23 protein-coding genes and 1 pseudogene are annotated in these 25,587 nt (G+C 39.7%); 5 read left to right on the top strand and 19 right to left on the bottom strand.

Annotated features, from left to right (window positions below; genetic code table 11):
* Genes EXS92_RS03840 through mqnE form a run of 6 tightly spaced genes read right to left on the bottom strand, consistent with a single transcriptional unit; the run spans nt 1 to nt 8,906 of the window.
* Entirely contained in the window at nt 1-1,233 is a 1,233-nt protein-coding gene (locus tag EXS92_RS03840) for a SurA N-terminal domain-containing protein (protein ID WP_165515628.1), read from the bottom strand.
* On the bottom strand, nt 1,233-2,657 hold the full coding sequence (gatB, locus tag EXS92_RS03835) for an Asp-tRNA(Asn)/Glu-tRNA(Gln) amidotransferase subunit GatB (RefSeq protein ID WP_207633371.1): 1,425 nt from the start codon (nt 2,655-2,657) through the stop codon (nt 1,233-1,235). The genes EXS92_RS03840 and gatB overlap by 1 nt, the downstream gene beginning before the upstream one ends.
* Complete coding sequence (locus EXS92_RS03830) at nt 2,657-3,955, bottom strand: M16 family metallopeptidase (protein ID WP_165515626.1); 1,299 nt, start codon at nt 3,953-3,955, stop codon at nt 2,657-2,659. Before EXS92_RS03830 ends, gatB begins: the two co-directional genes overlap by 1 nt.
* A 2-nt stretch (nt 3,956-3,957) precedes the next feature.
* Nucleotides 3,958-5,019, bottom strand: coding sequence for a dehypoxanthine futalosine cyclase (locus tag EXS92_RS03825; RefSeq protein WP_001987885.1), 1,062 nt, complete (start codon nt 5,017-5,019; stop codon nt 3,958-3,960).
* 1 nt (nt 5,020) lies between these two features.
* A complete protein-coding gene (bamA, locus tag EXS92_RS03820; RefSeq protein ID WP_165515625.1) occupies nt 5,021-7,786 on the bottom strand; it encodes an outer membrane protein assembly factor BamA in 2,766 nt (921 codons plus the stop codon).
* A 37-nt stretch (nt 7,787-7,823) separates the two neighbouring features.
* The gene (mqnE, locus tag EXS92_RS03815; protein ID WP_165515624.1) at nt 7,824-8,906 is read right to left on the bottom strand and encodes an aminofutalosine synthase MqnE; all 1,083 of its coding nucleotides are present in this window, start codon (nt 8,904-8,906) and stop codon (nt 7,824-7,826) included.
* Between the two features lie 291 nt (nt 8,907-9,197).
* On the opposite strand from mqnE, the gene EXS92_RS03810 reads away from it, so the two are divergent.
* Genes EXS92_RS03810 through EXS92_RS03800 form a run of 3 tightly spaced genes read left to right on the top strand, consistent with a single transcriptional unit; the run spans nt 9,198 to nt 11,686 of the window.
* Entirely contained in the window at nt 9,198-9,701 is a 504-nt protein-coding gene (locus EXS92_RS03810) for a ferritin (RefSeq protein ID WP_165515623.1), read from the top strand.
* A gap of 15 nt (nt 9,702-9,716) precedes the next feature.
* Nucleotides 9,717-10,340: a phosphoserine phosphatase SerB gene (gene serB, locus EXS92_RS03805; protein WP_165515622.1), complete on the top strand. Its 624-nt coding sequence runs from the start codon at nt 9,717-9,719 to the stop codon at nt 10,338-10,340.
* Nucleotides 10,341-10,378: 38 nt separating this feature from the next.
* Nucleotides 10,379-11,686, top strand: a complete 1,308-nt coding sequence (locus tag EXS92_RS03800) for a glycosyltransferase family 10 domain-containing protein (protein ID WP_165515621.1) — start codon at nt 10,379-10,381, stop codon at nt 11,684-11,686.
* Nucleotides 11,687-11,694: 8 nt separating this feature from the next.
* Here EXS92_RS03800 and EXS92_RS03795 read toward each other — a convergent pair whose 3' ends face one another.
* The 12 genes and pseudogenes from EXS92_RS03795 to EXS92_RS03740 form a co-directional block, all read right to left on the bottom strand.
* On the bottom strand, nt 11,695-12,285 hold the full coding sequence (locus EXS92_RS03795; RefSeq protein WP_165515659.1) for a uracil-DNA glycosylase family protein: 591 nt from the start codon (nt 12,283-12,285) through the stop codon (nt 11,695-11,697).
* Between the two features lie 44 nt (nt 12,286-12,329).
* Nucleotides 12,330-13,736 (bottom strand): aspartate ammonia-lyase, encoded by a 1,407-nt coding sequence (gene aspA / locus EXS92_RS03790; RefSeq protein ID WP_001217488.1) that lies wholly within the window; start codon nt 13,734-13,736, stop codon nt 12,330-12,332.
* A gap of 57 nt (nt 13,737-13,793) precedes the next feature.
* Complete coding sequence (gene murA / locus EXS92_RS03785; protein ID WP_165515620.1) at nt 13,794-15,062, bottom strand: UDP-N-acetylglucosamine 1-carboxyvinyltransferase; 1,269 nt, start codon at nt 15,060-15,062, stop codon at nt 13,794-13,796.
* Between the two features lie 2 nt (nt 15,063-15,064).
* Nucleotides 15,065-15,472 (bottom strand): hypothetical protein, encoded by a 408-nt coding sequence (locus EXS92_RS03780; protein WP_165515619.1) that lies wholly within the window; start codon nt 15,470-15,472, stop codon nt 15,065-15,067.
* A gap of 11 nt (nt 15,473-15,483) precedes the next feature.
* Nucleotides 15,484-16,305: a UTP--glucose-1-phosphate uridylyltransferase GalU gene (gene galU / locus EXS92_RS03775; protein WP_000591482.1), complete on the bottom strand. Its 822-nt coding sequence runs from the start codon at nt 16,303-16,305 to the stop codon at nt 15,484-15,486.
* Nucleotides 16,302-17,984, bottom strand: a complete 1,683-nt coding sequence (locus EXS92_RS03770; protein WP_165515618.1) for a lytic transglycosylase domain-containing protein — start codon at nt 17,982-17,984, stop codon at nt 16,302-16,304. Before EXS92_RS03770 ends, galU begins: the two co-directional genes overlap by 4 nt.
* 8 nt (nt 17,985-17,992) lie before the next feature.
* Nucleotides 17,993-18,286 carry a YggT family protein gene (locus EXS92_RS03765; RefSeq protein ID WP_165515617.1) on the bottom strand — a complete coding sequence of 98 codons (294 nt, stop codon included), beginning with the start codon at nt 18,284-18,286 and terminating at the stop codon, nt 17,993-17,995.
* A complete protein-coding gene (gene gltX, locus EXS92_RS03760) occupies nt 18,283-19,602 on the bottom strand; it encodes a glutamate--tRNA ligase (RefSeq protein WP_165515616.1) in 1,320 nt (439 codons plus the stop codon). Before gltX ends, EXS92_RS03765 begins: the two co-directional genes overlap by 4 nt.
* Before the next feature lie 164 nt (nt 19,603-19,766).
* Nucleotides 19,767-20,420 (bottom strand): annotated as a pseudogene (gene frxA / locus EXS92_RS03755) (NAD(P)H-dependent flavin oxidoreductase FrxA).
* A 1-nt stretch (nt 20,421) separates the two neighbouring features.
* The gene (locus EXS92_RS03750) at nt 20,422-21,279 is read right to left on the bottom strand and encodes an NAD(P)-dependent oxidoreductase (protein ID WP_165515615.1); all 858 of its coding nucleotides are present in this window, start codon (nt 21,277-21,279) and stop codon (nt 20,422-20,424) included.
* Nucleotides 21,280-21,293: 14 nt separating this feature from the next.
* On the bottom strand, nt 21,294-21,797 hold the full coding sequence (locus tag EXS92_RS07995; RefSeq protein ID WP_165515614.1) for an SRPBCC family protein: 504 nt from the start codon (nt 21,795-21,797) through the stop codon (nt 21,294-21,296).
* 13 nt (nt 21,798-21,810) lie between these two features.
* Nucleotides 21,811-23,019, bottom strand: coding sequence for a tRNA nucleotidyltransferase/poly(A) polymerase-related protein (locus EXS92_RS03740; protein WP_165515613.1), 1,209 nt, complete (start codon nt 23,017-23,019; stop codon nt 21,811-21,813).
* A gap of 62 nt (nt 23,020-23,081) precedes the next feature.
* Between EXS92_RS03740 and queC the strand changes: the two genes are divergently transcribed.
* Nucleotides 23,082-23,759 (top strand): 7-cyano-7-deazaguanine synthase QueC, encoded by a 678-nt coding sequence (queC, locus tag EXS92_RS03735; protein WP_165515612.1) that lies wholly within the window; start codon nt 23,082-23,084, stop codon nt 23,757-23,759.
* Nucleotides 23,760-23,998: 239 nt separating this feature from the next.
* On the opposite strand, the gene oipA is transcribed toward queC, so the two are convergent.
* Nucleotides 23,999-24,925, bottom strand: a complete 927-nt coding sequence (gene oipA / locus EXS92_RS03730; protein WP_165515611.1) for an outer inflammatory protein OipA — start codon at nt 24,923-24,925, stop codon at nt 23,999-24,001.
* Nucleotides 24,926-25,105: 180 nt separating this feature from the next.
* Between oipA and EXS92_RS03725 the strand changes: the two genes are divergently transcribed.
* Entirely contained in the window at nt 25,106-25,558 is a 453-nt protein-coding gene (locus EXS92_RS03725) for a hypothetical protein (protein WP_000554082.1), read from the top strand.
* Nucleotides 25,559-25,587 lie beyond the last annotated feature (29 nt).

The following is a 25,587-nucleotide window of genomic DNA, read 5'->3' as shown; positions in this document are numbered from 1 at the left end:
TCACTCTCTAATCATCACAATCCTAGACTTAACGCGCAATTTTTCAAAATGCTCTTCTAAAATCTTATCTTTAGATTCTTCCACTAATTTTTGGGCGATGAATTGCTTGGCCTGGCTGAAACTCACTTCATTTTTACCCTTTTTTTCCTTGATATAAAAGGTGATAAACTGCCCCCCACCCCCATTCATAACGGGCGTAAAAGAGCCTTGCTCATGCGAAATAAAGACTTGAGCGATTTGGGGGTTTAGGGTTTTCATCTCTATTTTTTCATTAGCCTTACTCACCCCTGGAATTTCCAAATTAGGGTCTGCCATAGCCCTTTCTAAATCTTCTTGATTGGTGGAAGTGTAGCGCACGGTTTCTATTTCTGTGGGGATACTGAATTGCTCCTTGTGTTTGTTGTAATACTCGCGCATTTTGGTTTCAGAGCTGGTATCCACATTGGTGAGTAAGATATTACGCAACAATTCTTGCATTTCTAAATGCTCCTTAAGCTGATCCCTATAGAGTTTATAATGCCCCTCAGCCATAAGCATTTGTTTGAAATGATCCAAATCCATGCCTTGTTGTTGCGCCATCATCGCCATTTCTTGGTCTAGCTTGTCATCATCTACATGGATTTTCAAGCGCTCAATTTCTTGGTTTTTAATGCGTTCCGCAATCAAACGATCCCTAGCTTGAGCCTTACTCACTTTAGATTTTTCTTGCTCTTCTTGGATTTGATACAGCGTGATAGGCGAGCCATTAACAAGCAATGAAATGCCCCCTACGACCTTATCTTCAAGGGTGTTGTTGGTAGCGTTATTAGGATTACCAAAAATGGAATTGAATTGAGAGCTAGGGCTTGTTTCCTTATTTCTTTCAGTAGCTTGAGGGGTTGTCTCTTTTTTTTCAGGTTTTGGCGCGTTGCTTTGAACGCCTTGATTTTGAACGCCCTTACTACTCCCTTTGATTTTAGGAGGCGTGATCTTTGGAGTGGGATTTTTGGTATCCCCATGATGGACTTCTGCTCTGGGTTTTCTTTTGGCTTTTGTTTCTTTCTTTTCTTCGGGGTTTTTCTTTTCTTCTTTTTTATTTTTCAAATCCTTATTCTTCAATTCTTGGCGGATTTTTTTATCCAAAGAAGACTCTTGCTTCCTCCCTTCTAAGGCTTCTACTTTAGATTCCGGCTCTGCATAAACGATCCCAATAAACAACAAAGCCTTCAAAACATAAGAAAAAATTTTCCTCATCAACCCAATTTCTCTTTCAAAATAGCATTCACCACGCTAGGATTAGCGCCTTTTAGATTTTTCATCGCTTGCCCTACAAAAAACCCAAAAAGCTTGTCCTTACCGCTTTTGTATTCAAGCACCTTATCGGCGTTGTTTTTAAGCACCTCTTCTATAACTTTAACAATCGCTTCTGTGTCATTGACTTGAGACAAGCCCATTTGTTCAATGAGCGCATCCACATCGCCCCCTTGCTCTTCTAAAAGCTTGTCTAACACGTCTTTAGCGCTCTTGCCCGAAATCTTGCCCTCATCAATGCGTTTGGCTAAAGCGCCTAACGCATGAGCGCTAACTCCGCAATTTTCTAAAGTGGTTTCGGCTTTCAAGCGCCCTAATAATTCCACGCAAAGCCATGTTACGCTCGTTTTAGCCTTAACCCCAAGATGGAGCATGCTTTCAAAATACTCCGCCAATAAAGGATCGCTCACCAATAAATTCGCATCGTCTTCTTTAAGGTTAAAATCTTTCATGTAGCGGATTTTTTTCGCACCCGGCAATTCATTGATCTTTTGAGCTTCTTTTAAAAGCTTCTCATCAATAAAAACAGGATACAAATCCGGATCTTTAAAATAGCGGTAATCCGCTGACTCTTCTTTATTGCGCATAGAAAGGGTGATCCCTTTGGCGGTGTCAAAAAGGCGCGTTTCTTGAACCACCTCTTCATTATAACGCCCGCTTTCCCACGCCGCGCTTTGGCGCTCTATCTCGTATTCAATCGCTTTAGCGATGAATCTAAAGCTATTTAGGTTTTTAATCTCCACCCTCGTGTAAAGCTTTTCATCACCTTTGGGTCTGATGGACACATTCGCATCGCACCTGAAATTCCCCTCTTGCATGTTCGCATCAGAAATCCCTATAAAACGCACGATAGCATGGAGCTTTTTCAAATACGCTATGGCTTCTTCACTATTTTTCATGTCCGGCTTGCTGACAATTTCTAATAAAGGGGTGCAAGCGCGGTTCAAATCCACTAAAGAATAACTGCCCTCATGGATATTTTTACCGGCGTCTTCTTCCATGTGGGCTCTTTCAATACGCACGATTTTTGCGCCCTCTTTAGTGTCAATCTCTAATTTCCCATCGCTCACAATGGGGACTTCAAACTGCGAAATTTGATAAGCCTTAGGCAAATCAGGGTAAAAATAATTTTTCCTTGCAAAAATGGAATATTGGTTGATGTTGGCTTCAATGGCTGTGCCTAATTGGATGGCTTTTTTAACCACTTCTTTATTCAATACCGGCAAAGCTCCCGGTAAGCCCAAACACACAGGGCATGTGTTAGAATTAGGGGATTCTCCAAAGCTTGTAGAGCAAGAGCAAAAGATTTTGGTTTTAGTGTTGAGTTGGACATGGACTTCTAGCCCGATTACAGCTTCAAATGGCATCATTTGTCCTTCTTTTTGTTGCTCACAATGGCAAAAGTCAAGTCGTTGATTTCGGTGTGCTCTTTAATGAAATCATTGATCTCTTTCAAACTCATTTTTTGGATTTGATCCAGCAGCGTTTGGTTGAAATTTAAAGGCAAATCCAAATAAAAATAATTGTAAGTGGTGTTCAAGCGGCTAGAGATCGTTTCATTCCTTAAAGGCTCAGAGCCTAGTAAAAACTTTTTAGCGTCGTCTAATTCTTGTTGCGTCATGCCTTTTTCTATAAATTCTTTGACTATTTTTTTAACTAAGGCAACGCTTTTAGCTTGAGTGCTGAGCTTGGTTTGCAAATACCCGCTTGCAAAATGCGCCACTTTAGAAAAATTGGAACGGATATACACGCTATAAGCCAAGCCCTCTTGAACCCTGATTTTTTCCATCAAACGAGAGCCAAACCCTCCCCCAAGCACAAACATCATGACTTTAGATTTCGCTAAATCCTGTTTTAAATCCTTGATTTTAAAGGGCGCGCCAAAATACACGAAAGCCTGTTCGGTGTCTTTATAGAGGATTTTTTCGCTCTTTTGATCGCTCGTTTCAAAATAAGGTTCATTATACGCTTTACCTTGCGGCAAGAAATTAAGAGCGTTATCTAAACGCTTAAGGGTTTGATTGATTTTCAAATCGCCCCCAAGCACCACCACGAGTTTATTGAGTTCAAAAACCTTATCAAATTGCTGTTTCAAATCGTCTAGCTTGATTTTTTGAAGACTCTCTTTAGTGCCTAAAGCTGCGTTAGCTAAAGGGGTGTTAGCAAAAAGCTCTTGTTTTAAAGTCAGTTTAGCCAAATAATCAAAGTCGCTTTCTTTTTGTAAAAGTTGGGCTAACATTCTGGTTTTGACTTTTTCTAAAGCGTTTTGCGTGAAGTTAGGGGATTTTAAAAGCTCTTTTAAGCGCATGATGGCTTCATCTTCGTATTCTTTTAAAAATTCTAAAGTGATTTGCAAATCTTCTGCACTGGTATCCACATTCAAACTGATCGCTTTTTGCTCTAACGCTTGTGCAAATCCCACCGCACCAAGCTCTTTAGTGCCTTCGTTTAAAATTTGCGCGAATAGTTTTGCTAAACCTAATTGGTTTTTATCGCTTAAGCTCCCGCCCCCCCTAAAAGCTAAATGGATAAACCCCATAGGCAACAAATGGTTTTCTTCATAAATCACAGGGACTTTAGCTTGATTGATTTCTTGGTGTGTCAAAGCGCTCGCTTGTAACCCCATAAAAACTCCTAATAATAAAGTGATTAAAATTTTTTTCATTCTCATGCCTTTGCTTTAGCCGGATAACGCTTTAAGATTTCATAAGCGGTGTTTCGTTTAGCCGCCACGCTCCCAATGTCTTCAATAAGCTCTATCATTTCCGCTTCATTCATGCAAAAACTCGTTCCGGCCGCTTTCACTACATTTTCTTCCATCATCACACTCCCTAAATCATTCGCTCCAAACAATAAGGCTAACTGCCCTATCATAGAGCCTTGAGTAACCCATGAGCTTTGTATGTTTTGAATGTTATCTAAAAAAATCCTACTGCATGCCAAATAGCGTAAATACCGATTGGAACTCGCTTTTTTAATGCTTGGGATTTCTTCTTTTAAGGGGGTGTTGTTGGGCTGAAAACTCCATAAAATAAAAGCCCTAAAGCCGCCGGTTTCATCTTGCAAATCGCGTACCCTTTGTAAATGCTCCACTACATCTTCTTCATTATCCACGCTCCCAAACATCATGGTAGCTGTGCTTTTAATCCCGCAAAGATGCGCCATTCTATGCACTTCAATCCACCGATCACTGCTCAATTTTTTAGGAGCAATGACATCGCGCACCCTATCGCTTAGTATTTCTGCTCCCGCTCCTGGAATGGAGCTTAAACCGGCGTTTTTCAACCTTTCTAAAACTTCTTTTAAAGACAATTTAGAGATTTTAGAAATGTAATCAATTTCAACCGCGCTAAAACCATGAATGGTAATGGTGGGGAATTTTTGAGCGATATGGCTGACTAAATTTTCATAATAGTCTATTTTGAGCTGCGGGTGCACCCCCCCTTGAAAAAGGATCTGCGTGCCGCCAATGGCGAGTAATTCTTCAATCTTTTGATCAATTTCTTCATAGCTCAACACATAGGCGTCTTTTTCTTTTAGGGTGCGTTTGAAAGCGCAAAACTTGCAATCCACAAAACAAATATTGGTGTAATTGATATTCCTATCCACAATAAAAGTCGTCAAGTTTTCAGGGTGCAAGCGTTGCTTGATTTCTAAAGCCTTTTGCCCTAATTCTTTCAAGGGCGCGTTTTTCATTAAATCTAAAATTTCTTCTCTGTTAATGCGCATTTTAAAACCTTGTTCCCATAGAAAATTCAAAGTGTTGCGTGTAATCGTCCATGTTAGGGTTGAAGCATAGCCCTTTACATTTCTTGCCATTGCCATCGCCCCATTGGTTGAAAAACGCTATAGGGAATATGAGCACCAAAGGCCCCATGGGCGAAATCCATTCAATCTGCAAGCCTGTAGAAGCCCTCCAAGTCGCCCTTTCAAACCCAGCCCCTACAACGCCATAATCTTTAAAATTCGCTGTTGTGAGGGGAGCGTTATAGAAGAAGCTCCCCCTAGTTGGGGTTTTAAAGGTCAAGAAACCAAAGTCAAAAAACCACGCCAAACGCATTTTAGCCGCTTTTAACACCCCATAGCTTAATTCTGTAGAAGCGGTGAAGATCCCATCGCCTCCAAGCCACAAGCCAAACTCATCTTTAGGCGTAACCGATCCGTTCCTAAAGCCTCTTACCGTGGTTACGCCCCCCATGTAGAAGGTGGAGTTTAAGGGCAAGTAATCATCGGTGTTATACCTAAAGATATAGCCCCCTTGCGTTTTAAAGCGAGCGATCAAATCTATCAATAAATATTTTTGCAAATGGTGGTAAGCGGCGAATTTACCATAAACTTTAGTGTTACGGACATTCCCGCCTAACCCATTCCACGAATTGAGCGTGCCAGAGCTTGGCAAGCCAGACATCGTCGCATAGGAACTAAAGATAACCCCATTTCTAGGGAAATAATAATCATCGGTGTTGTCATAGCTCACATCAAGGGTGAAAGAGCTGGTGATAGGCGTATGGTAATCCCTATCCCAAATCCCTTTTATTTCTGGTGAAGTGGTGATCGCTCCAGGACTAGAACAATTTTCAGGTTGTAAAGGAGTTCTACCGCCTGATAAGCGGTTGATAATCACCGATGCGGGGGTAGAGCATTGCCTTGGAGCGACCACTTCATTAACAGAGGAATAGTAGCGGTTGTATAAAGGGCTGCTGAAACCAAGGAGTTTGGTAACATTCAAGTTATACCCTAAGCTCACATGGGTTCTGTTACCCAGCATGCGCCCGACATTCACCCCAAAGCCCCCGCCTTGTTGGATGTATTGGTAGCTTATCCTATAATCCGCATAAAGATTGATCGTAGAGCTATACCAGCTGTCAAAAATCCTTGGATTAGTCAAGCTCAAATTCCCCGCAAACATACGCCCCGCTCCTCTTGGCATGCCCGGATAAGATCTACCCCCCCCTGTGGCAATGTTAGCATACAAGCTCATGCTTTGCCCGGTGCCAAAAAGATTCCTTTCGCTCACGCTCCCATTAAGCATAAGCCCTCCATAAGAGCCATAGCCTAACCCAAATTGCAACTGCCCGGTGCGCCCCTCTTCTACGCTCACTAACAAATCCATAAGCGAGCTATTAACTCTTTTTTCTTCAATTTTGACTTTAGAGAAAAACCCTAAACGCCTTAAAGAATTTTCGGAATTTCTCAGTTTGGTCAAGTTGTATTTATCTTTAGGCCCTAGTAACAATTCCCTCCTAATGATCCTATCGCTCGTGCGTTGGTTTCCTGAAATGATGACATCATTGATATGCACCATATCGCCCACTTCAATACGATAAATGACTTTCACAAGCCCGTTTTTTTCATCTTTATCCAAGTCTGGCTTCACCACCGCAAACGCATAACCCTTATCGGCGATTTCGGTTTTTAAAATTTGCGCATCCGCTCTTAAATGCTCAATATTAAAGACATCTTTCCTTTTAACTTTAAGCGCTTTTTCTAAGGTTTTTAAGGGGACTACTGGGTTGTCAATTTCTATTAAAATGTCTGAAATCCTGTATTGGATCCCCTCTTTGACCTTATAATGGAGCTTAGCGTCATGGGTGGAAAAATCCGTTTTCAAAAAAGGCGAAGAAATATGAGCGTCTAAGTAACCCCTACGCATATACACATCTTGGATACGCAAAGAATCGTATTCTAATTGATCTAAGCGCAATTTTCCGTCATTCAAGCCCCACATCCAACCCATGAAATCGCGCTGCTTGTTCGCGCTCAAAGATTCAATCACACGGCGTTTTAATTTATTGCTTCCCTCATAAATGGATTGTTTGATATAAATACTATCCCCCCTATTCACATCAAACACGATTAATAACGCGCCTTCACTGACCTTTTGGGTGCGCACCTCCACCACGCTCCCATAATAGCCCTGCCCCTCTAAAGCCGTTTTTAAAGCCGTTTTAGCATGCTCTAATTTTTGCTCATCAAAAGTGTCGCCCTTTTTGATCCCCATTTGGGATTTTAAGCCGTCTTTTTCCTTTTCAGTCCCATAACCCTTGATTTCTACCCCGGCAATCCTAGCTTTTTCATCAAAATGAAACTCTAAAATGCCGTTTTCAAAAGTGGCATAAACATCTTTAAAATACCCTTGATTGAACAAAGCTAAAACAGCGGTGTCTATTTTTTTAGAATCCACAATATCGCCCACACGAATCTTTACAATTTCATTAGCGAGCATGTCAGACATGTAAGAAAGCCCGACATAAGAAATGGATTTGACTTTCATTTCTTTAGGCGTTTGACTTGATTGGGAGGTTTCTTTTTGAGCTTCATTTCTTTGGGATTCTTGAGAGACTTCTTTTGGAGAGGTCAAATCGTTTGGTTTAGAGCCGTCATTTTCTAAAGCTTCAACGCTGGTATTGATACATGCGAAAACAAGAGAGGATAGAATAAATTTTTTAATACTGATTTCCTTAATAGATTTTAGCTTGAGTGTTGTTAGTAGCATTATTATAACTAATCATTCTTAAAAACGCTAAAAATTATTAAAATTTTTGTATAAAATTATACAAACTATCCCTTTCTACCGCAACAAAACCAGCGTCCTTGATTTTAAATACCAAATCTTCTTTTTCTAAACCATGCCGGCTCTTCGCGCCTGCCGCGCTTTGAATGCTCTCTATTTCTATCGTGCCGTCTAAATCGTTAGCGCCAAATTCTTGAGCCACTAAAGCCAAATTCAAGCCCAAAGTCGCCCAATAAGCTTTAATGTGGGGGATATTGTTTAAAAGAATGCGAGATATGGCGATGGTTTTTAAGATTTCTATTGCGCTAGGGGATTTTTCCACATTCAAATAATTGTTTTCTTTTTGATACAACAAGGGGATAAAAGCGTTAAAACCCCCTTCTTTGTTTTCCACTTTATCTTTAGGGCTTTGGATTTTTTTGATCCTTAGCATGTGATCGATGCGATGGATTTTATTTTCAATATGCCCAAAAAGCATGGTAGCGTTACTCATTTTGCCTAATTTGTGCCAATAAGCATGGATTTCTAACCACCGAGAAGATCCCACCTTACCATTACAGATTTTACGCCTAACTTCTTCATCAAAAATCTCCGCCCCCCCACCCGGCATGGAATCCACCCCAGCTTTAAGCATGTCTTCTAGCACCAATTCAAAAGGCTTGTTGAATTTGGTGCTTAAAAAATGCACTTCTGCGGCGGTCATGGCCTTTAAATGCAAGTTAGGCATTTCTTGCTTGATGGTTTCAAACACCTTTAAATACCATTCATAAGAATAATTAGGGTTATGAGCGCTCACGATATGGACTTCTTTAATCCCCTTGTTGTAGGAGTTTTTAACCTTTTCTAGGATTTCTTCTAAACTCATTTCATAAGGGTTAGGGTTTTTTCTGTGGGCTGAAAAAGCGCAAAATTTGCAAGCGTCCGCGCAAATATTACTGGGGTTTAAATGCCTATTGACATTAAAATACACGATTTTTTGGTGCATGTTTTGGCGCATGTGATCCGCTGCTTCCCCTAGCGTGTATAAATCATAATCATAAAGCTTCACTAATTCTTTACTTTCAGTAACTTGATTGTCTAATACTTTTTCTAAAAAGTCCATGGTTAAATTGCCTTTCATTTTAAAGATAAACATTGTAGCATTTTTAGATTGAAGAATGCTTTTTATACATTATATAATAACCCCCTTTTAACCCCCTAATTACCAACCCTTTTTTCACCTAATTCTCATTAAATAGATTTTTATGATAAAATCTAAGCTTTATCAAGCCATTCGCTGGCGTTCTCTCTCATTTTTTGCAAGTTTTTGAAAATTTTCATACTCTTGTTTACTTTTTCATTATCATTTATGCTATAATTATGGGACAACTTAAACCAACACAAAGGAGATACTATGTTATCAAAAGACATCATTAAGTTGCTAAACGAACAAGTGAATAAGGAAATGAACTCTTCCAACTTGTATATGAGCATGAGTTCTTGGTGCTATACCCATAGCTTAGATGGCGCAGGGCTTTTCTTGTTTGACCATGCGGCTGAAGAATACGAGCATGCTAAAAAGCTCATCATCTTCTTGAATGAAAACAATGTGCCTGTGCAATTGACTAGCATCAGTGCGCCTGAGCATAAGTTTGAAGGTTTGACTCAAATTTTCCAAAAAGCTTATAACCATGAGCAAGACATCAGCAAGTCTATCGCTAACATCGTGGATCACGCTTTAAAAAGCAACGATTACGCGACTTTCAATTTCTTGCAATGGTATGTGGCTGAACAGCATGAAGAAGAAGTGCTTTTCAAGGATATTTTGGATAAAATTGAGTTGATTGGTAATGAAAACCATGGCTTGTATTTGGCCGATCAGTATATCAAAGGGATCGCTAAAAGCAGGAAATCTTAATTTTAAGGTCATTGAGTGCAAAAACTAGCCGTTTTTGATTTTGACTCCACGCTAGTTAATGCTGAGACGATTGAGTCTTTAGCGAGGGCGTGGGGGGTTTTTGATGAAGTGAAAAAGTTCACTTCACAAGCCATGAATGGCGAAACAGATTTTCATAAAAGTCTTATTTTAAGGGTTTCTAAACTCAAAAACATGCCCTTAAAACTAGCCAAAGAAGTTTGTGAAAGTCTGCCTTTGTTTGATGGGGCGCTTGAGCTTGTTAGCGCCTTAAAAGAGAAAAATTATAAGGTGGTTTGCTTCAGCGGGGGCTTTGATCTAGCGACGAATTATTATAGGGATTTATTAAATTTAGATGCGGCTTTCAGTAACACGCTGATAGTGGAAAATAACGCCTTAAACGGCTTGGTTACGGGGCATATGATGTTTTCACACTCTAAAGGCGAAATGCTCCTTTCCTTACAACGCCTGTTGAATATCAGTAAAACGAACACTTTAGTCGTGGGCGATGGGGCGAATGACTTGAGCATGTTCAAACATGCCCGCATTAAAATCGCTTTCAACGCTAAAGAGGTTTTAAAACAGCACGCCACGCATTGCATCAATGAGCCTGATTTAGCCCTAATCAAGCCTTTGATTTAAAAAAATTTTTTTGTAAAATACTCCTTTAAAGGATAACCATGTTCCAACCCCTATTAGACGCTTATATAGAAAGCGCTTCCATTGAAAAAATGGCCTCTAAATCTCCCCCCCCCCTAAAAATCGCTGTGGCGAATTGGTGGGGAGATGAAGAAATTAAAGAATTTAAAAAGAGCACTCTGTATTTCATCTTAAAACAACGCTACACAATCACCCTCCACCAAAACCCCAACGAACCCTCAGATCTTGTCTTTGGCAGTCCTATTGGATCAGCCAGAAAAATCCTATCCTATCAAAACGCTAAAAGAGTGTTTTACACCGGTGAAAACGAAGTCCCTAATTTCAACCTCTTTGATTACGCCATAGGCTTTGATGAATTGGACTTTAACAATCGTTATTTGAGAATGCCTTTATATTATGATAGGCTACACCGTAAAGCCGAGAGCGTGAATGACACCACCGCGCCCTACAAGATTAAAGACAACAGCCTTTATACTTTAAAAAAACCCTCCCACCATTTTAAAGAAAACCACCCCCATTTATGCGCAATAGTGAATGATGAGAGCGATCCTTTGAAAAGAGGGTTTGCGAGCTTTGTAGCGAGCAACCCTAACGCTCCTAAAAGGAATGCTTTCTATGACGCTTTAAATTCTATTGAGCCAGTTACTGGGGGAGGGAGCGTGAAAAACACTCTAGGCTATAAGGTTAAAAACAAGAGCGAGTTTTTAAGCCAATATAAATTCAATCTGTGTTTTGAAAACTCGCAAGGCTATGGCTATGTAACCGAAAAAATCATTGACGCTTATTTCAGCCATACCATTCCTATTTATTGGGGGAGTCCCAGCGTGGCGAAAGATTTTAACCCTAAGAGTTTTGTGAATGTGCATGATTTTAAAGATTTTGATGAAGCGATTGATTATATTAGATACTTGCACACGCACCCAAACGCTTATTTAGACATGCTCTATGAAAACCCTTTAAACACCCTTGATGGGAAAGCTTACTTTTACCAAGATTTGAGTTTTAAAAAAATCCTAGATTTTTTTAAAACGATTTTAGAAAACGACACGATTTATCACAAATCCTCAACATCTTTCATGTGGGAGGGTGATCTGCATGATCCGTTAGTATCCATTGATGATTTGAGGGTTAATTATGATGATTTGAGGGTTAATTATGATGATTTGAGGGTTAATTATGATGATTTGAGGGTTAATTATGATCGCCTCTTACAAAACGCTTCGCCTTTGTTGGAACTCTCTCAAAACACCACTTTTAAAATCTATTACAAAGCTTATCAAAAATCCTTACCTTTGCTATGCGCCATAAGGAAGTGGGTTAGAAAATAAGGCGTATTTTAAGATTGGTTAAGAAATTGAAGCGCTATTTTAAAATGCGCTAACGCTTCTTTTTTGAGCGTGGGGTTTTTGAGCATGTCTTCTAAAGCATGGGTGCTTAAAAAATGTTTGGTTTTTAAAGACACGATGCGCCCAAAGGATTCTTCTTTAGAAAGGTTTAAAAGGCGTTGGGGCAAAATCTCGCCAAATACCACAATGACTTTTGAAGCGCTGTTGTCTAATTGCCAGATTAAATGAGGCAAGCATGCGTTGATTTCTTCTTCTAAATTAAGGCTGCTAGAGTCGCATTTAAGGAGCGATAAAATACTGCAATCTTTTAAGGGGCAGTTAAAAACTTTTTGGATAATGCTCTCTAACATGGCCGCTTTTAAATTGTTTAAGAAATTTAATTGGCTATCTAGCATGGGGGTTAGCGTGATGAAAGTGAGCTTGGAAGTGGGGTTAAAAAGCCCGATCACCGGTTTTGAATGTTGGTGGCGTTTGCACAGATTGCAATTTTCTATGCCCTCATAAACTTGTTTGTTAAGGGGCTTATTTTGGGGCTTAGTAAGGTTGATATTCGTATAAGTTTCGCCCAAAAGACGCTCCATATAAAGGGAGTGTAAAGTTTGAAGGCGTGAGTGTTGCAAAGCGTTCAGTCTTTATGCTTTTTGAAAGCGTGAGGGCTTAGCATGTTTTCTGGCTTGAAAATATCATCCAGTTGCTCTTTGGTTAAGATTTTCTTTTCTAAAGCGATGTCATAGATAGAACGATCGCTTTTTAAGGCTTCTTTAGCGATCATAGCGGATTTTTCATAGCCGATATGAGGGTTTAGCGCGGTAACAATGCCAATGCTGTTAAAGACATAATCGTGGCAAATCTTTTCATTAGCCGTGATGCCTTCCACGCATTTAGTCGTTAAGGTTTCAATCGCGCGCCCTAAAATCACAAAGGAATGGAAAAGCTTGTAAGCGATCACCGGCTCAAACACATTGAGTTGCAATTGCCCTCCTTCTGCGGCTAACGCCACGCTCAAATCGTTCCCAATTACCGCAAAACACACTTGATTGACCACTTCAGGGATCACCGGATTGACTTTACCGGGCATAATAGAGCTGCCCGGCTGCATTTTAGGCAAATTGATTTCATTCAACCCGGCTCTAGGGCCTGAACTGAGTAACCTTAAATCGTTACAAACCTTAGAAAGTTTCACCGCAATACGCTTTAAAACCCCACTCACTTGCACATACGCTCCCGTGCTTTGAGTGGCTTCTATCAAATTGTTAGCCATGACAAAGGGGCGGCCCGTTACTTCTTGGATTTTCTTTTCAATCAAACTGCGATAATCCGGGTGCGAATTGATCCCTGTGCCAATAGCCGTGCCGCCTAAATTAAGCTCTCTTACCCAATTCCTAGCGTCTAAAACCTGCTCAATATCCCTATCAACCATCAAGGCATAAGTTTCAAACTCTTGGCCTAAAGTCATAGGCACAGCGTCTTGAAGCTGGGTGCGCCCCATTTTAATCACATGGGAAAATTCCTTAGCTTTTTGAGCGAAAGCGTCCCTTAAAGCCTTCATGGGAGCGACTAAATTACTCAAGCGCTCATAAATAGCGATTTTTAACGCGCTAGGATAGGCGTCATTGGTGGATTGAGAGCGGTTGACATGGTCGTTTGGGTGGCAAAATTGGTACTCGCCCTTTTGATGCCCCATGTATTCTAAAGCCAAATTAGCAATCACTTCATTCATGTTCATGTTCGTGCTTGTGCCAGCCCCCCCTTGAATCATATCCACAATGAATTGATCATGGTATTTGCCATCAATGAGCAAATCGCACGCATGGCAAATCGCAATTTTAAGCTTTTCATCAATCAAGCCTAATTGCGCGTTCGCTAAAGCAGCCGCTTTTTTGACTTGAGCAAAAGATTTGATAAAAACAGGATAACTGCAAAGCTTGTCGTTGGTGATGAAAAAATTTTCACTCGCTCTTAAAGTTTGAATCCCGTAATAAACTTCATCGCTAATTTCCATTTGCCCAATGAAATCATGCTCAATACGCATAAAAGCTCCTTATGTAATAATTGAAAAATATTCTAGCTATTGTAACCAAATCTTGAGCTATTTTTCTTTTAAACGCAACACTTTTGCCCCTAAAGCGTTGATTTTATCCTCTAACCTCTCATAACCCCTATCCAAGTGGTAAATCCTATGCACCCTACTCACGCCCTTAGCCACTAAAGCGGCTAAAACGAGAGCCGAAGAAGCCCTTAAATCGGTCGCCATCACATCGCTTCCGGTAAGCTCTGTGGATCCGCTAATGGTAGCCACATTCGTTTTCAGGCTGATATTAGCCCCCAAGCGTTGCAACTCGCTTGCATGCATGAAGCGGTTTTCAAAAAGCGTCTCTTCAATCACGCTCGTCCCCAAACACTGCGTGGCTAACGCCATGAATTGCGCTTGCATGTCTGTGGGAAAGCCTGGGTATTCTTTCGTGGTGATTTCAAAGGCTTGGCGTTTTTTAGCCGGATAAATTTCTATAGAATTTTCTTGAATGTTTAGCGAAAAACCAATTTCTATGAGCTTGTCCGTGATCGCTTGAAGATGGTTAGGGATGATACGATTGATTTTAAGCTGGCTGTTAGTGATAGCCCCCACGCACAAATAAGTGCCTGCTTCAATCCTATCCGGTATGATTTGAATATCTTTTAAATTTAAAGCGTCATTTTCTACCCCCCTAATCTTTAGCTCACTGCTACCAACGCCCTCAATTTCTACGCCCCCACTCTGTAAAAACGCGCACAATTGAGCGATTTCTGGCTCTTTAGCGGCGTTAATGATGCGCGTGATCCCTTTAGCTAAGCTTGCGGCCATGAGGGCGTTTTCTGTGCCTGTAACGCTGATTTTATCAAATAAAATATCATTCCCTTTCAAGCCTTTAGGGGCTTTTGCATGGATATAGCCTTGCTCAATTTTGATTTCAGCCCCTAATTGTTGCATCGCTTTTAGGTGTAAATCCACAGGCCTAGCTCCTATAGCGCACCCACCGGGCAAACTCACTAAGCATTCTTTAAAGCGCGCTAATAAAGGGCCTAAAACCAAAATAGAAGCGCGCATTTTACGCACCAAATCGTAAGTGGCTTCGGTGTGGCGCAGGGATTTAGCGCTGATTTGAAGCGTGTTAGGATCAAGCCATTCTAAGCTTGCACCTAAATTTTGCAACAATAACGCCATCGCCTTGATATCCACCACTTGGGGCAGAGATTTGATTTTGACTTCTTGGCGGCTTAAAAGCGTGGCGGCTAAAATGGGGAGTGCGGAATTTTTCGCCCCTGAAATTTCTACCCCCCCTTTTAAAGGGACTTGTCCTACAATCTCTAAAAAATCCAATTCTATCCTTTTTCTTTTTTATTCTTAAGGGCTAAGCCGGTAGCGTTAGCGATTTTTTGCGCATGACTAGGGTTAGCGTTTTCTAATTCTTGCCCAAAATTAATAGCGTCTTCTAATTCAAAAAATTCTGAAGCGACTAATTTTTGGATCGTTTCTAGCCACAGAGTTTCTTTGTCTTTGGGGCAGATTTTAAAGCGCTCATTGAAGTCGTTTTTCAGTTTTTCTAAAGCTGGTGTGCTTTTAAGGTTTTTGATTTGTTCGTTTAAATTTTCTAAAGAAAGGCTTTTATTAGGAATATTTTGCTTTAAAGGGGGGCGAGTAAGCCTCCAAACAAGCCCCATTAATAACACAGGCAGCAGGCATACAAAGAGGATCAAATACATGTAAGCGTAATAAGTCAAATTGCCCATGTTGATAAGATTTATAAGCGTTTTTTATAATAAGCGTTACTCGCTTCAATATAGCCTTCCACGCTCCCGCAATCGTATCGTTTGCCTTTGAATTGGTAAGCGATGATGCGCTTTCTTTTGGCTTGAGTGCGTAAGGCGTCTGTGATTTGGATTTCATTGTTTTTACCCGGTTTCGTCTCGCTTAAAATTTCAAAAATATCTGGGGTTAAAATGTAGCGCCCTATCACGGCTAGATTGCTTGGGGCGTCTTCTTGATTTGGTTTTTCTACCATGTCTTTAATCTCATACACCCCCTCTTCTAACCATTCGCCTCTGATCACGCCGTATTTTGAAACTTCTTCTAGCGCCACTTCTTCAATGGCTACAATGGAGCATTGGTATTTTTGATACAATGAAGTCATTTGCTTTAACACGCTTGGGTGATCATGGCTTATGCATAAGTCGTCGGCTAAAATCACCGCAAAAGGCTCATTGCCTATGAGGGCTTCTCCGGTTAAAATCGCATGCCCTAAGCCTTTCATTTGCTTTTGGCGCACATAGGAAAAACAGCATTTTTCTATAATGTTACGAATGCTTTTTAGGGCGTTTTCTTTGTTAGTACCTTGGATTTGATGCTCTATTTCATAGCTCGTGTCAAAATAATCTTCTAAGCTTCGTTTATTCCTTCCTGTAACGATCGCCATCACTTCACAGCCCGCTTCCATCGCTTCTTCCACAGCGTATTGGATTAAAGGCTTATCCACAATGGGCAGCATTTCTTTAGGAATGGTTTTAGTGATCGGCAAAAAGCGCGTGCCATAGCCCGCGGCAGGAAAAAGGCATTTTTTAATCACGGTTTGTCCTTTGAGTTAAGAGTTTGTTCTAAAAACGCATCAATAGGGATGAAATTCCCAAAAATTTCTTGATAAATCAAGTAATTGAGCATGACTCTAAAGCCATACATGCGAGTCTCGCTATAAGGCATAAGCTCCATGCTAAGCCATGGCTCAAAATGATTTTTTTCTTTAAATCGTTTGGAGCTTTCTAACCACCTCCTTAAAAACCCAGGCCCAGCGTTATAAGCGTAGGCGACAAAAAGGGGGTGGTTGAATTCTTTTTTCAAATGGTTCAAGTAATAATTGCCAAGTTTGAGGGCGATATTGGGGTTAAACATGTCGTTTAGATCAATGTTATCCATGCCAAGGCGTTTAGCGAAAGGCCCTACATTAAAGGGCATGATTTGCATAAGCCCCAGAGCGAACGAGCGCGAAATGACTGCCGGGAGCAAAAAGCTTTCTTGCCTAGCGATCGCATACGCCATAGCCCTTTCATCTGTATTTTGCCATTCAATAATGCCCTCATAAGGGGATAAATAATAATAAATCTTGTCTTTATTGCGTTGGCTTAAAAGATAGGTCAATTCAGGAGCGCTTTTTTCATAATACAAGCTTTTTAGCATCGCATTAAACGCGCCCTCATCTTTCAAACTCAAAGTTTTTTCCTTAAAAATTTGCCACGAAAAAGGATCGTAAGTGTTAAAAGGAGGGTTCTCTTGGCTTAAATTCTGGATGCGAGAAATGATGCGATAACTGGGCGTGGTTTTGAGTTTGCGGCTCGCATAAAGGCTATAGAGATTTAGGGCTGGGCTTTGTGAAAGGCGCTCCAAAGTTTTTTTCTTTTTAGAGGCTAAATACTGCCAAAAAATCGCTCTGTCTTTTGAAAAATCATCGTCCTTGACAACCGCTTCTGAGCGTTCAAAATACTTGAGCGCTTTAGAAGTTTTTTTGCGCAAGATCTCATTGATCCCTAGAATAAAAAAGGTTTGCGCGTTGCTTTGGGTGGCGTTACTTTTCGCTAAAGCGTCTTTAAAATGATCCAATTTAGGATCTAAGATAACCTGATAGATCAAGCGGTTAAACGCCGGGTAATCTTCATCTAAAAGGCGGTTTAACTCTTTAATAGGGATATGCTTTTCAAAAATTTGGAGCTTTTTTTCATAACTCAAATGATTGAAAAGCGCGCTAAACACTTGCGCGTTAGCCTTAAATAAAGAAGCGCTCACATGCTTACTTTGCAAAATTTCTAATTCTTCATAAAGAACAGGGTAAGCCTCTTTGATTTTTTCTTGTAAGGGCTTAAGAGTTTGAAGGGGGATTTTATCAAAATCTCTGATTTTTGATTTTAAAGCGATAGCGATACAGCTATTTTGGAAAGTGTCTGTTTCTTCTAACATGCTTTCTAAAGTGATTTGCTTGCAATAAATATCTTCAGGCAATTTGACATCAGGGCTTTTTTCTGCATTGTCTGAGCCTTTTTCTTGCATGGCCTTTTGTAGGGCGTTATTTTTATTTTGAGTCAATTCATAGGCTTTTTTAGCGTTTTCTAAAGTGGTTTTTTTATCGCTAATATAACGCCATAAATAATAATCCCTAACGATCCCGGCGGGCTTTTTTTCTAAATCTTTTAAATTGAACTCGGTTTGAGAAAAACTAACGCCAAGTGCACCGATAAAAAATAAAATAAAAAAACGCATGATTTCCTTTAAAGACTTTTGGCGAGCATAAAAAGCCATTGGATGAGAGTTAAATCCAAAAATTTCAAAACGATGACCACCACTAAAGGAGCGAAATCCAACCCGTTAAACACCAGCTTGAATCTAGAGCGTAAAAAATAAAACACCGGCTCACACAAGCGAGCGAGGATTTGCATGATGGGGTTATTGGGGTTAGGCTGCACAAAACTGATAAGCGAATAAATGATCACCACCCACATATAAATCGTAATGAGCAAGCTTAAAATCACCGCTATCGCATTAATAAGGGTAGAAAAAATCATGCTTTGAGCCTTAAAACTTCTTGATAATGGCTTTGGATATAGGGGAAAATCAACGGCAATTCAACGCCATGCGAGTTCCCGGTTAAAAGAATGCGCAAAGGTTTGAAAAAATCCTTACCCTTAAGCTGGCTCAATCGCATGGCTTCTTTTTTAAAACTTTCAAAATCCTTATACGCTTGAAAATCCATGCTTTTTAGAGCGTTAAAAAGCGCTAAACAACGCTCTTTAAAATCTTCATTTTCATAAGTTTTAACAATATCCTTTGGCTCTAAAAACAACGAAATTTTTTCTTTCAATTCTAAAAGCGTGCCGCATTCTTCTATAAACAATCTTAAAAGCCCTAAGAGGTTTTTATCTTTTATTGAAGTGAGTTCTAATAACTTTTCATCGTCTAAAAGCTTTAAATGCTCGTGGTTTAAGTGTTTTAAATATTTTAAATTAAAATGAGCCGGGGAATTAGAAAGATTTTCTAAACTAAACCACTCTATCGCTTCATCAAGACTAAAAACTTCCTTAGGCACTTTATTACCGATAGTGATGAGATAATTCACGATCGCAACCGGTAAAAACCCTTGATTCAAAAGCCATTTCACGCTGGACGCTTCGTCTCTTTTGCTCATCTTTTTACCGCTTACTTCATCTAAAATAATGGGCAAATGCGCATAAACAATGGGATTATTGGAGCCTAAAGCTTCTTGGATTAAGATTTGTTTAGGGGTGTTACTCACATGATCTTCGCCTCTAATGATCAGACTGATTTCATAGAGCAAATCATCGCATGCGCAAGCGAAATTATAAGTAGGGCTTTTATCCTTCCTTAAAAGCACAAAAGAATCCAATTCATCAGGCTCAAATTTCACTTCTTTTTTAATCGCATCATTGAAAGACACCGCATGATTTGGGGCTTTTAAACGCACCACAGGGGCATGGTTTTTGTCTTTTTCTAAAGTGGCCCACTCGTCTAAATACCTAAAAGGGCGTTTTTCATTTTTGGCTTTTTCTTTTTCTCTTTCTAAAAACTCCGCGCTCGCATAACAATAAAACGCTTTATTTTCTTTCAGTAATTTTTCTGCCATTTCTCTGTGATACTCTATATTATGGCTTTGATACACGAGCTTGTCCCAGCTTATCCCCATAAGCTTTAAAATTTCTAAAATCTCTTGGTCTTTGCCTTCAATGTTGCGCTCTTTGTCCGTGTCTTCAATGCGAATGAGAAAGGGTTTGTGTTGCTGTTTAGCCACAATGTAGTTAAAAATGGCTGCCCTTAAATTCCCTATGTGCATATCCCCTGTAGGCGAAGGCGCAAAACGAAGCATAAAAACCCTTTATTTAAAAATAGTTTTTGATTATACCCAAAGAATACTTAATTGTGTTGTGGTAGTTCTGTTTTATCAAACATGAATAGGCATCATTTAAGAGATTAGTGCTTGGCTAACGCCAAGCTCTTTATGATTGGTTATCAAAAAGCTAAAAGCGTTTTTTATTCAATCACTTCATAAATAACTTCTGTCTTCCAGCGGGTTTTAGGGGTGATTTCTTGGTTGCGATAACCAAAACAAGCCATTACCGACACGCCAAATTCCGCCGTGTTCAGATAGCCTTTTTCCTCTAAATAAGCCTCCACTTTTTCTTGATCATACCCTTCAATCGGGCAAGAATCAATCCCTAACATGGCCGCTGCCATCATCATGTTCGCCATTTGGATATAAGTCTGCTTGCTAGCCCAATCAAACAAGGATCGTTCGCTATTGAGTTTCATATCGTTCTCTTGGAAATTTTTGATGATTTGAGCGAACCTGGAATTGGTGTCATAATCCCTTTTTTTAACCTCATGCATCACTTTCTTAACGTAATCGCTGTCATAAGTAACGCCTTTTCGTGCAAGATAAATGACAAAATGGCTCGCTCCCTCTAAACCAAAAAGCGCCCCCCAGGCCATCGGTTTTAAATCTTCTTTCATGCGTTCATTCTTTAATAAAAGCATTTTCCATGGTTCAAGTCCGATTGAAGAAGGGGCTAACCTCCCCACTTCAACCAAAGCTTCCCAATCCTTTTGGGAAATACGACGATTAGGATCGTATTTTTTTGCAGCAAATCGTTAGTGCTGTAAAGCAACCACTTGTTCTCTGTCCATTTTAATGATCTCCTTTTTCTAAATAATGATAAACGACTGCCATATCCATTTCGCCTAAACCGGATTTTTCCGCTTGAGAATAAAGCTCTTGCACTTGAAGTAAGAATGGCAACTTTATCGCCTCTCCTGCTTCATTGTTAGCTAAACGAATGTCTTTGAGCATGAGCTTCAAGCTGAAAGCGGCCGGATAATTATCTTGCAACCACATGCCTTTTTTAGCTTGAAAGAGAGGCGAATTCATGCCAGATTGGCCAATAATTTGCAAAAATGACTCTGCATCAACCCCTAAACGTTTGGCTAATAGCAAAGCCTCTGAATAAGCAACCCCCATTTGAGCCAAAAGGCTATTAATGGATAACTTGGCTCTTGTCCCTTGACCAATCTTACCCAAATAAAAAATCTGACTCCCTAAATGCGCCAAAACAGGTTTGAGTTTAGAGATAACTTCTTCATCACCTGCCGCCAAAATCAATAACGCCCCGGCTTTAGCCGCGCCAACCGATCCTGAAACGGGTGCTTCAAGGTAAGTTACTTGATGCTTTTGAGCGATTTTTTCTAAAGATAAGCTTTCCAAAGGGGCGATAGTGCTCATATTCACCACGATTTTTTCAGACATCTGTTCCCAAAATTCTGGTGCTAAAACAGCATCAATCGCCGTTTTATCCGAAAGCATGGTAAAAATCAGATCAACTTTAGCGGCCAAATCTATAGGGTTAGTATAAACCGCTACGCCCTTTTCTTTTAAATAGGCCGCTTTGCTTTCTGTTCGGTTATAAACAGACACGTCTAAATTTGCATCGCACAAACGAGTCGCCATAGGAGTCCCCATAGCCCCTAGTCCAATCCATCCGATTTTCATTCAATCCTCACTTATTAGCGTGAATACGCCACTAAACCATCTAACCAAGCTTGATGGCCATTCAACATCGCATTAGGTACAGATTTCGCTAAAGCTTTAGCAGGAACTCCTGATTGGCTTTCTTGGGTTAAAATACGCACACGATCATTGTCTAATTTTTCAACTAGCCATGCGTGATACACTTCAAGATACTCATCGCCTTTAGCTTCATTCCAACCTCTCCAAGCCAAACGCAGTATGGTGTCTTTCAATTCAAACTCTTCCACTTGTGCTTCAATGAGAAAGCCAAAAGTTTCAAAACGGAAACGAGTCTTGTCTTTAAGAATGGTATTGTCTTGATTATGCATGTGGACATTCCCTGAATTTTTGTAATACTTTTCCCAACAAGACGCGTCTCTTAAATGCTGCACCACTTTATTAAAATCCAAACCTTTGACAATGACTTCATTGGACACGAAATTATCAGTCTCTCCTGGTGTCCATTTCTTAGGCCATTGAATCGCATTCATCGTTATCATGTTTTCTCTGTTTTTAATTTTTTCTGCCTATTGGCGAATGATTTATAGCATCATTAGGTAAATAATGATCTTTAACCCATTTTATCAGCCACTCTAAAGCGTTATTTTTAGGATTTTCAATGACTAAATTTAAGCATGCGTTTAAAATTTCGCCGATTTTTTGGTGTTGGTAGCCCAAGCTTTGAAGCGCGCCGCCCTTAAGGGCTAGGTGCTCTTTTTTAAAAGGCTCGTTAGCGTTAAATATTTCTTTTAATAAGCCTTTAATTTTTAAAGCGTGTTTGGGGTTTTTGAGCGCATAAAAATCTAAAGCCAAATTAAAAGGTTCTAAATCATAGTTTTTCAATAAAAATTTTAACTCTGTTTTATTATGAATATTTAAAAAAGATTTGTGGCATTCTTTAGCTTGAGCAAATAAAACACATGTTTTTTTAGGGTATCGTAGATTTTCTAAACTTTTTTGATGTTTAAAAAACCCCAATAATCTTAATTCCAGATTGAAAGGCGCGTTTTTTAAAAACCCTAAATTTTCTATTTTTTCTTGAATAACCAACTCCAAAATTTCTTGATATTCTTTAGCCACTTCATAGGCGTTTTTCCCCATAAGAAGCTTATTCAATTCACTTTGTAAGCGCTCTTTAGAAAGGTGTTTTAACAAATCCTTACACGCAAAAACCGCCCTTTTGGTGCTTGGCGCTATCTTAAAGCCTAAAGTCGCGCTAAATCGCAGCGCTCTTAAAATCCTTAAAGCGTCTTCAAAAAACCTCAATCGCGCTTCCCCCACGCATTCAATCGTTTGATTTTCAATCGCATTCTGCCCTTTAAAAGGATCAATCAGCCCTTTTGTAGGGCTATAAGCGATCGCATTCATGCTAAAATCGCGCCGCTTTAAATCGTCTGTCAAACGCATGCTAAAAACCAATTCTTTAGGCTTTCGGTGTTTGATATGCCCCTTTTCCATTCTAAAAGTTGTGATTTCATAGCTTTGATGGTTTTTAAGAGCCGTGATCGTGCCATGTTTGATACCGGTTTCTAGCACCCTAAAATGGCGCTTTAAAAGAAGCTCTTTACTTTCATTGACTAAAGCGTTTGAGGTCAAATCGTAATCTTTGGGGGTAATGCCCATCAAACAATCGCGCACGCACCCCCCTACCAAGTAAAGCTCATGAGGGGATTTTTCATAAATGTCAAACAATTCTTTTAATTCTGCTTCTAACTCAAACACGCTTTTTACTCTTAAAATTTCTTTGTGTTATTATATCTTTTTAGAATTTTTAAGGAATTTTGATGGAACAAGAAATTTGCGTGATCGGTTTTAGCGGCGGGCAAGACAGCACCACTTTAGCCGTATGGGCGAAAAAGCGTTTTAAAAAAGTCTGTTTAGTGGGGTTTGATTACGCGCAAAAACACTCTGTGGAATTAGAATGCGCTCAAAAAATCGCTTCTCTTTTACAACTCCCTTATGAAATCATCCCGTTAGATTTTTTAGAGAATATCACCCACTCCGCGCTTTTTAAAAACTCTAACGATTTAATGGGGCATTCGCATGCGCAAAATAAAGATTTGCCTAACTCTTTTGTGCCTAATCGTAACGCCATTTTTATCACCCTTTTGCATTCTTACGCGCAAAAACTGGGGGCTAGTAACATCGCTTTAGGGGTTTCGCAAGCGGATTTTAGCGGCTATCCGGATTGTAAAGAAGATTTTATTAAAAGCATCGAGCATGCCCTAAATTTAGGATCAAACACAGCGATTAAAATTGTAACACCTCTAATGTTTTTAAGTAAAGCGCAAGAATTTCAAATGGCTAAAGATTTAGGGGCTTTAGATTTGATCATCAAAGAAACGCACACCTGCTATCAAGGAGAGCGAAAGATTTTGCATGCTTATGGCTATGGCTGTGGGAAATGCCCGGCATGCCAATTGAGGAAAAAAGGCTTTGAAGAGTTTCAAGCTAAGCTGTAAAAAAATAATTTTTTAAAGAATGGGGTTTTTAAAACTTTGTTTTTATAATAAGTTTCTTAAGAGAACAGGGGATTTTGAAATAATTCCTCCTACAACCCCCAACTAAAACCCCTAACCCAAAAAGAGCGTTTTTTTAAGAGTTTGTCGCTTGATTAAGATCAAGCTGTTTTATATTTTTGTTTAAAAAATGCCTTTGAGCGTTTTTACAAAACAATCAAAGAGCGATAAAAAGCGCATTTTTAATGTTTGTTTTTAAAGTTATATGCATAGTTAAGATAAACGCTCACCACTCTTTTATAATCCAATTTATCCCCATAATCATCGCTATAGTAATTGACTTTAAACGCTGGCACTTTAACCCCTAATTCAACACTAGAACCCCCAAGATAGTTTTCATCGCCATAGCGATCAATATCGTATTCATCACTACTAAAACGAACGCCAAATTTCCCTTGTAACTGAAAGATTGTGCGGCTCTTGACTTGATTGAAAGGGGTGAGATTGTTGCTTGCAAACCAAGTGCTAGCCCCTATATCCATGCCAACCACAAGCCCTGAAGATTTTCTGATTATATGCCTTGATGCTCTTTTTAATGTGTTAGCGTCTAGCGTTCTGCCGGTCATATCTTTGTAAAATATAGAGAGCCCTTTTACCCTTCTTTCAACGTATTCTTGAGACGCTCGCTTATCGTTAGTCCAATTAATGAGCAAATCCGTATTGAAACCATAGGGTAAAAAAGCTATTAAACCGCTGCCAGGAACAGAACCAACGCCACCAAGTTGGTAACCGAAAAAAAGAGAGTGCCTAAACCCTATAATCCTTTTTTTGCCCAAAAAATATTTATACCCCAAGCTGAGTTCATTGAAAATACCGCCAGACCCGCCATTTCCTGCGAATCGGTTAGCGATTTTGTTTGAATCTTTCACTGCATTTAAGGCGTTTTGCGCATCTCTTATGGCTTTTGTGTTTTGTGTTGTAGGGAATAATGAATTTTTTGCGTTATTGATCGCTTGATTTAAGGCGTTTTCTGCTGAAGCTTTTTCGCCGATGCTACCTTGTCCTTGAATATAGCTTCCTTCTGCAAAATTTAAACCTAAATAAAATCCGTTCCTTTCAGCGTGGAGCCAAAACGAGAGAGAGAGAGTTAGTAAGAGGACTTTTTTCATGGTTTTTCTTTGGTTTAAGATTTGATATTATTGCTAGGTATTTTATCATAAAATAAGATTTTAGTATGGGGTTTTGATGAAAAACAAAGTTAAAATGAAATAACCCTAAAAACCACCGCTTAACCAACATTAAATCAAAAACATGTTAATCTTTAGTTATTTTAAAATTTAGGAAAACCCATGCATCAAAACAATAAAACTTTTTTACCCAACCAATCCGCTCATCTTTCTAAAATCGTTCTTTTTTTAAACACCGGCTTTTTAGCCTATCTGTTAAGCGCTTGTGGGGCGAATGTGCCTATAGAAGAAGTGATAGTTAAAGATCCTAAAGAAACCAAAGCCCAAGAAGTCGCCAGAGAAGAAAAAGCCATCCAGCAAGAAAACGCCACTATTGATGCGCGCACCACGCCTTTAATCAATCGTTTCACTAATTATAACGCTTATGGTTCTCTAAACGGCTTTTACAATTCAGTGGATAATCTCAATTCGCCCATGCAAAACGGCATGTATGGAGGCTATTACATGCCTTATTATTACATGCCCTATGGTTTCATGCCTTATGGGTCAGGTCTTATGCCTTATGGGCCTTATGGGTATGGAGCGCCTGGATACTTCCCTTACGCTTTTTATTGATTAGCTTAAAACAGCTTGCGCTAAACAAT

Origin of the sequence: Helicobacter pylori (assembly GCF_011175115.1) — a bacterium.
In the GTDB taxonomy this organism is placed as follows: Bacteria; Campylobacterota; Campylobacteria; order Campylobacterales; family Helicobacteraceae; genus Helicobacter; species Helicobacter pylori_DF.
The sequence above is the reverse complement of the archived record's forward strand: the minus strand, read 5'-3'. Positions and strand labels throughout refer to the sequence as shown.

What these genes read in the sequence shown, in the direction of transcription:
- EXS92_RS03830 (WP_165515626.1), bottom strand. Translation starts at nt 3,955, where the DNA reads ATGAAAAAAATTTTAATCACTTTATTATTAGGAGTTTTTATGGGGTTA.
- gltX (WP_165515616.1), bottom strand. Translation starts at nt 19,602, where the DNA reads ATGCTTCGTTTTGCGCCTTCGCCTACAGGGGATATGCACATAGGGAAT.
- aspA (WP_001217488.1), bottom strand. Translation starts at nt 13,736, where the DNA reads ATGCGTATTGAGCATGATTTCATTGGGCAAATGGAAATTAGCGATGAA.
- EXS92_RS03795 (WP_165515659.1), bottom strand. Translation starts at nt 12,285, where the DNA reads ATGGAGCGTCTTTTGGGCGAAACTTATACGAATATCAACCTTACTAAG.
- EXS92_RS03810 (WP_165515623.1), top strand. Translation starts at nt 9,198, where the DNA reads ATGTTATCAAAAGACATCATTAAGTTGCTAAACGAACAAGTGAATAAG.
- EXS92_RS03765 (WP_165515617.1), bottom strand. Translation starts at nt 18,286, where the DNA reads ATGATTTTTTCTACCCTTATTAATGCGATAGCGGTGATTTTAAGCTTG.
- EXS92_RS03840 (WP_165515628.1), bottom strand. Translation starts at nt 1,233, where the DNA reads ATGAGGAAAATTTTTTCTTATGTTTTGAAGGCTTTGTTGTTTATTGGG.
- EXS92_RS03800 (WP_165515621.1), top strand. Translation starts at nt 10,379, where the DNA reads ATGTTCCAACCCCTATTAGACGCTTATATAGAAAGCGCTTCCATTGAA.
- EXS92_RS03780 (WP_165515619.1), bottom strand. Translation starts at nt 15,472, where the DNA reads ATGGGCAATTTGACTTATTACGCTTACATGTATTTGATCCTCTTTGTA.
- queC (WP_165515612.1), top strand. Translation starts at nt 23,082, where the DNA reads ATGGAACAAGAAATTTGCGTGATCGGTTTTAGCGGCGGGCAAGACAGC.
- EXS92_RS03770 (WP_165515618.1), bottom strand. Translation starts at nt 17,984, where the DNA reads ATGCGTTTTTTTATTTTATTTTTTATCGGTGCACTTGGCGTTAGTTTT.
- EXS92_RS03750 (WP_165515615.1), bottom strand. Translation starts at nt 21,279, where the DNA reads ATGAAAATCGGATGGATTGGACTAGGGGCTATGGGGACTCCTATGGCG.
- EXS92_RS03725 (WP_000554082.1), top strand. Translation starts at nt 25,106, where the DNA reads ATGCATCAAAACAATAAAACTTTTTTACCCAACCAATCCGCTCATCTT.
- gatB (WP_207633371.1), bottom strand. Translation starts at nt 2,657, where the DNA reads ATGCCATTTGAAGCTGTAATCGGGCTAGAAGTCCATGTCCAACTCAAC.
- EXS92_RS07995 (WP_165515614.1), bottom strand. Translation starts at nt 21,797, where the DNA reads ATGATAACGATGAATGCGATTCAATGGCCTAAGAAATGGACACCAGGA.
- mqnE (WP_165515624.1), bottom strand. Translation starts at nt 8,906, where the DNA reads ATGGACTTTTTAGAAAAAGTATTAGACAATCAAGTTACTGAAAGTAAA.
- oipA (WP_165515611.1), bottom strand. Translation starts at nt 24,925, where the DNA reads ATGAAAAAAGTCCTCTTACTAACTCTCTCTCTCTCGTTTTGGCTCCAC.
- bamA (WP_165515625.1), bottom strand. Translation starts at nt 7,786, where the DNA reads ATGCTACTAACAACACTCAAGCTAAAATCTATTAAGGAAATCAGTATT.
- EXS92_RS03825 (WP_001987885.1), bottom strand. Translation starts at nt 5,019, where the DNA reads ATGCGCATTAACAGAGAAGAAATTTTAGATTTAATGAAAAACGCGCCC.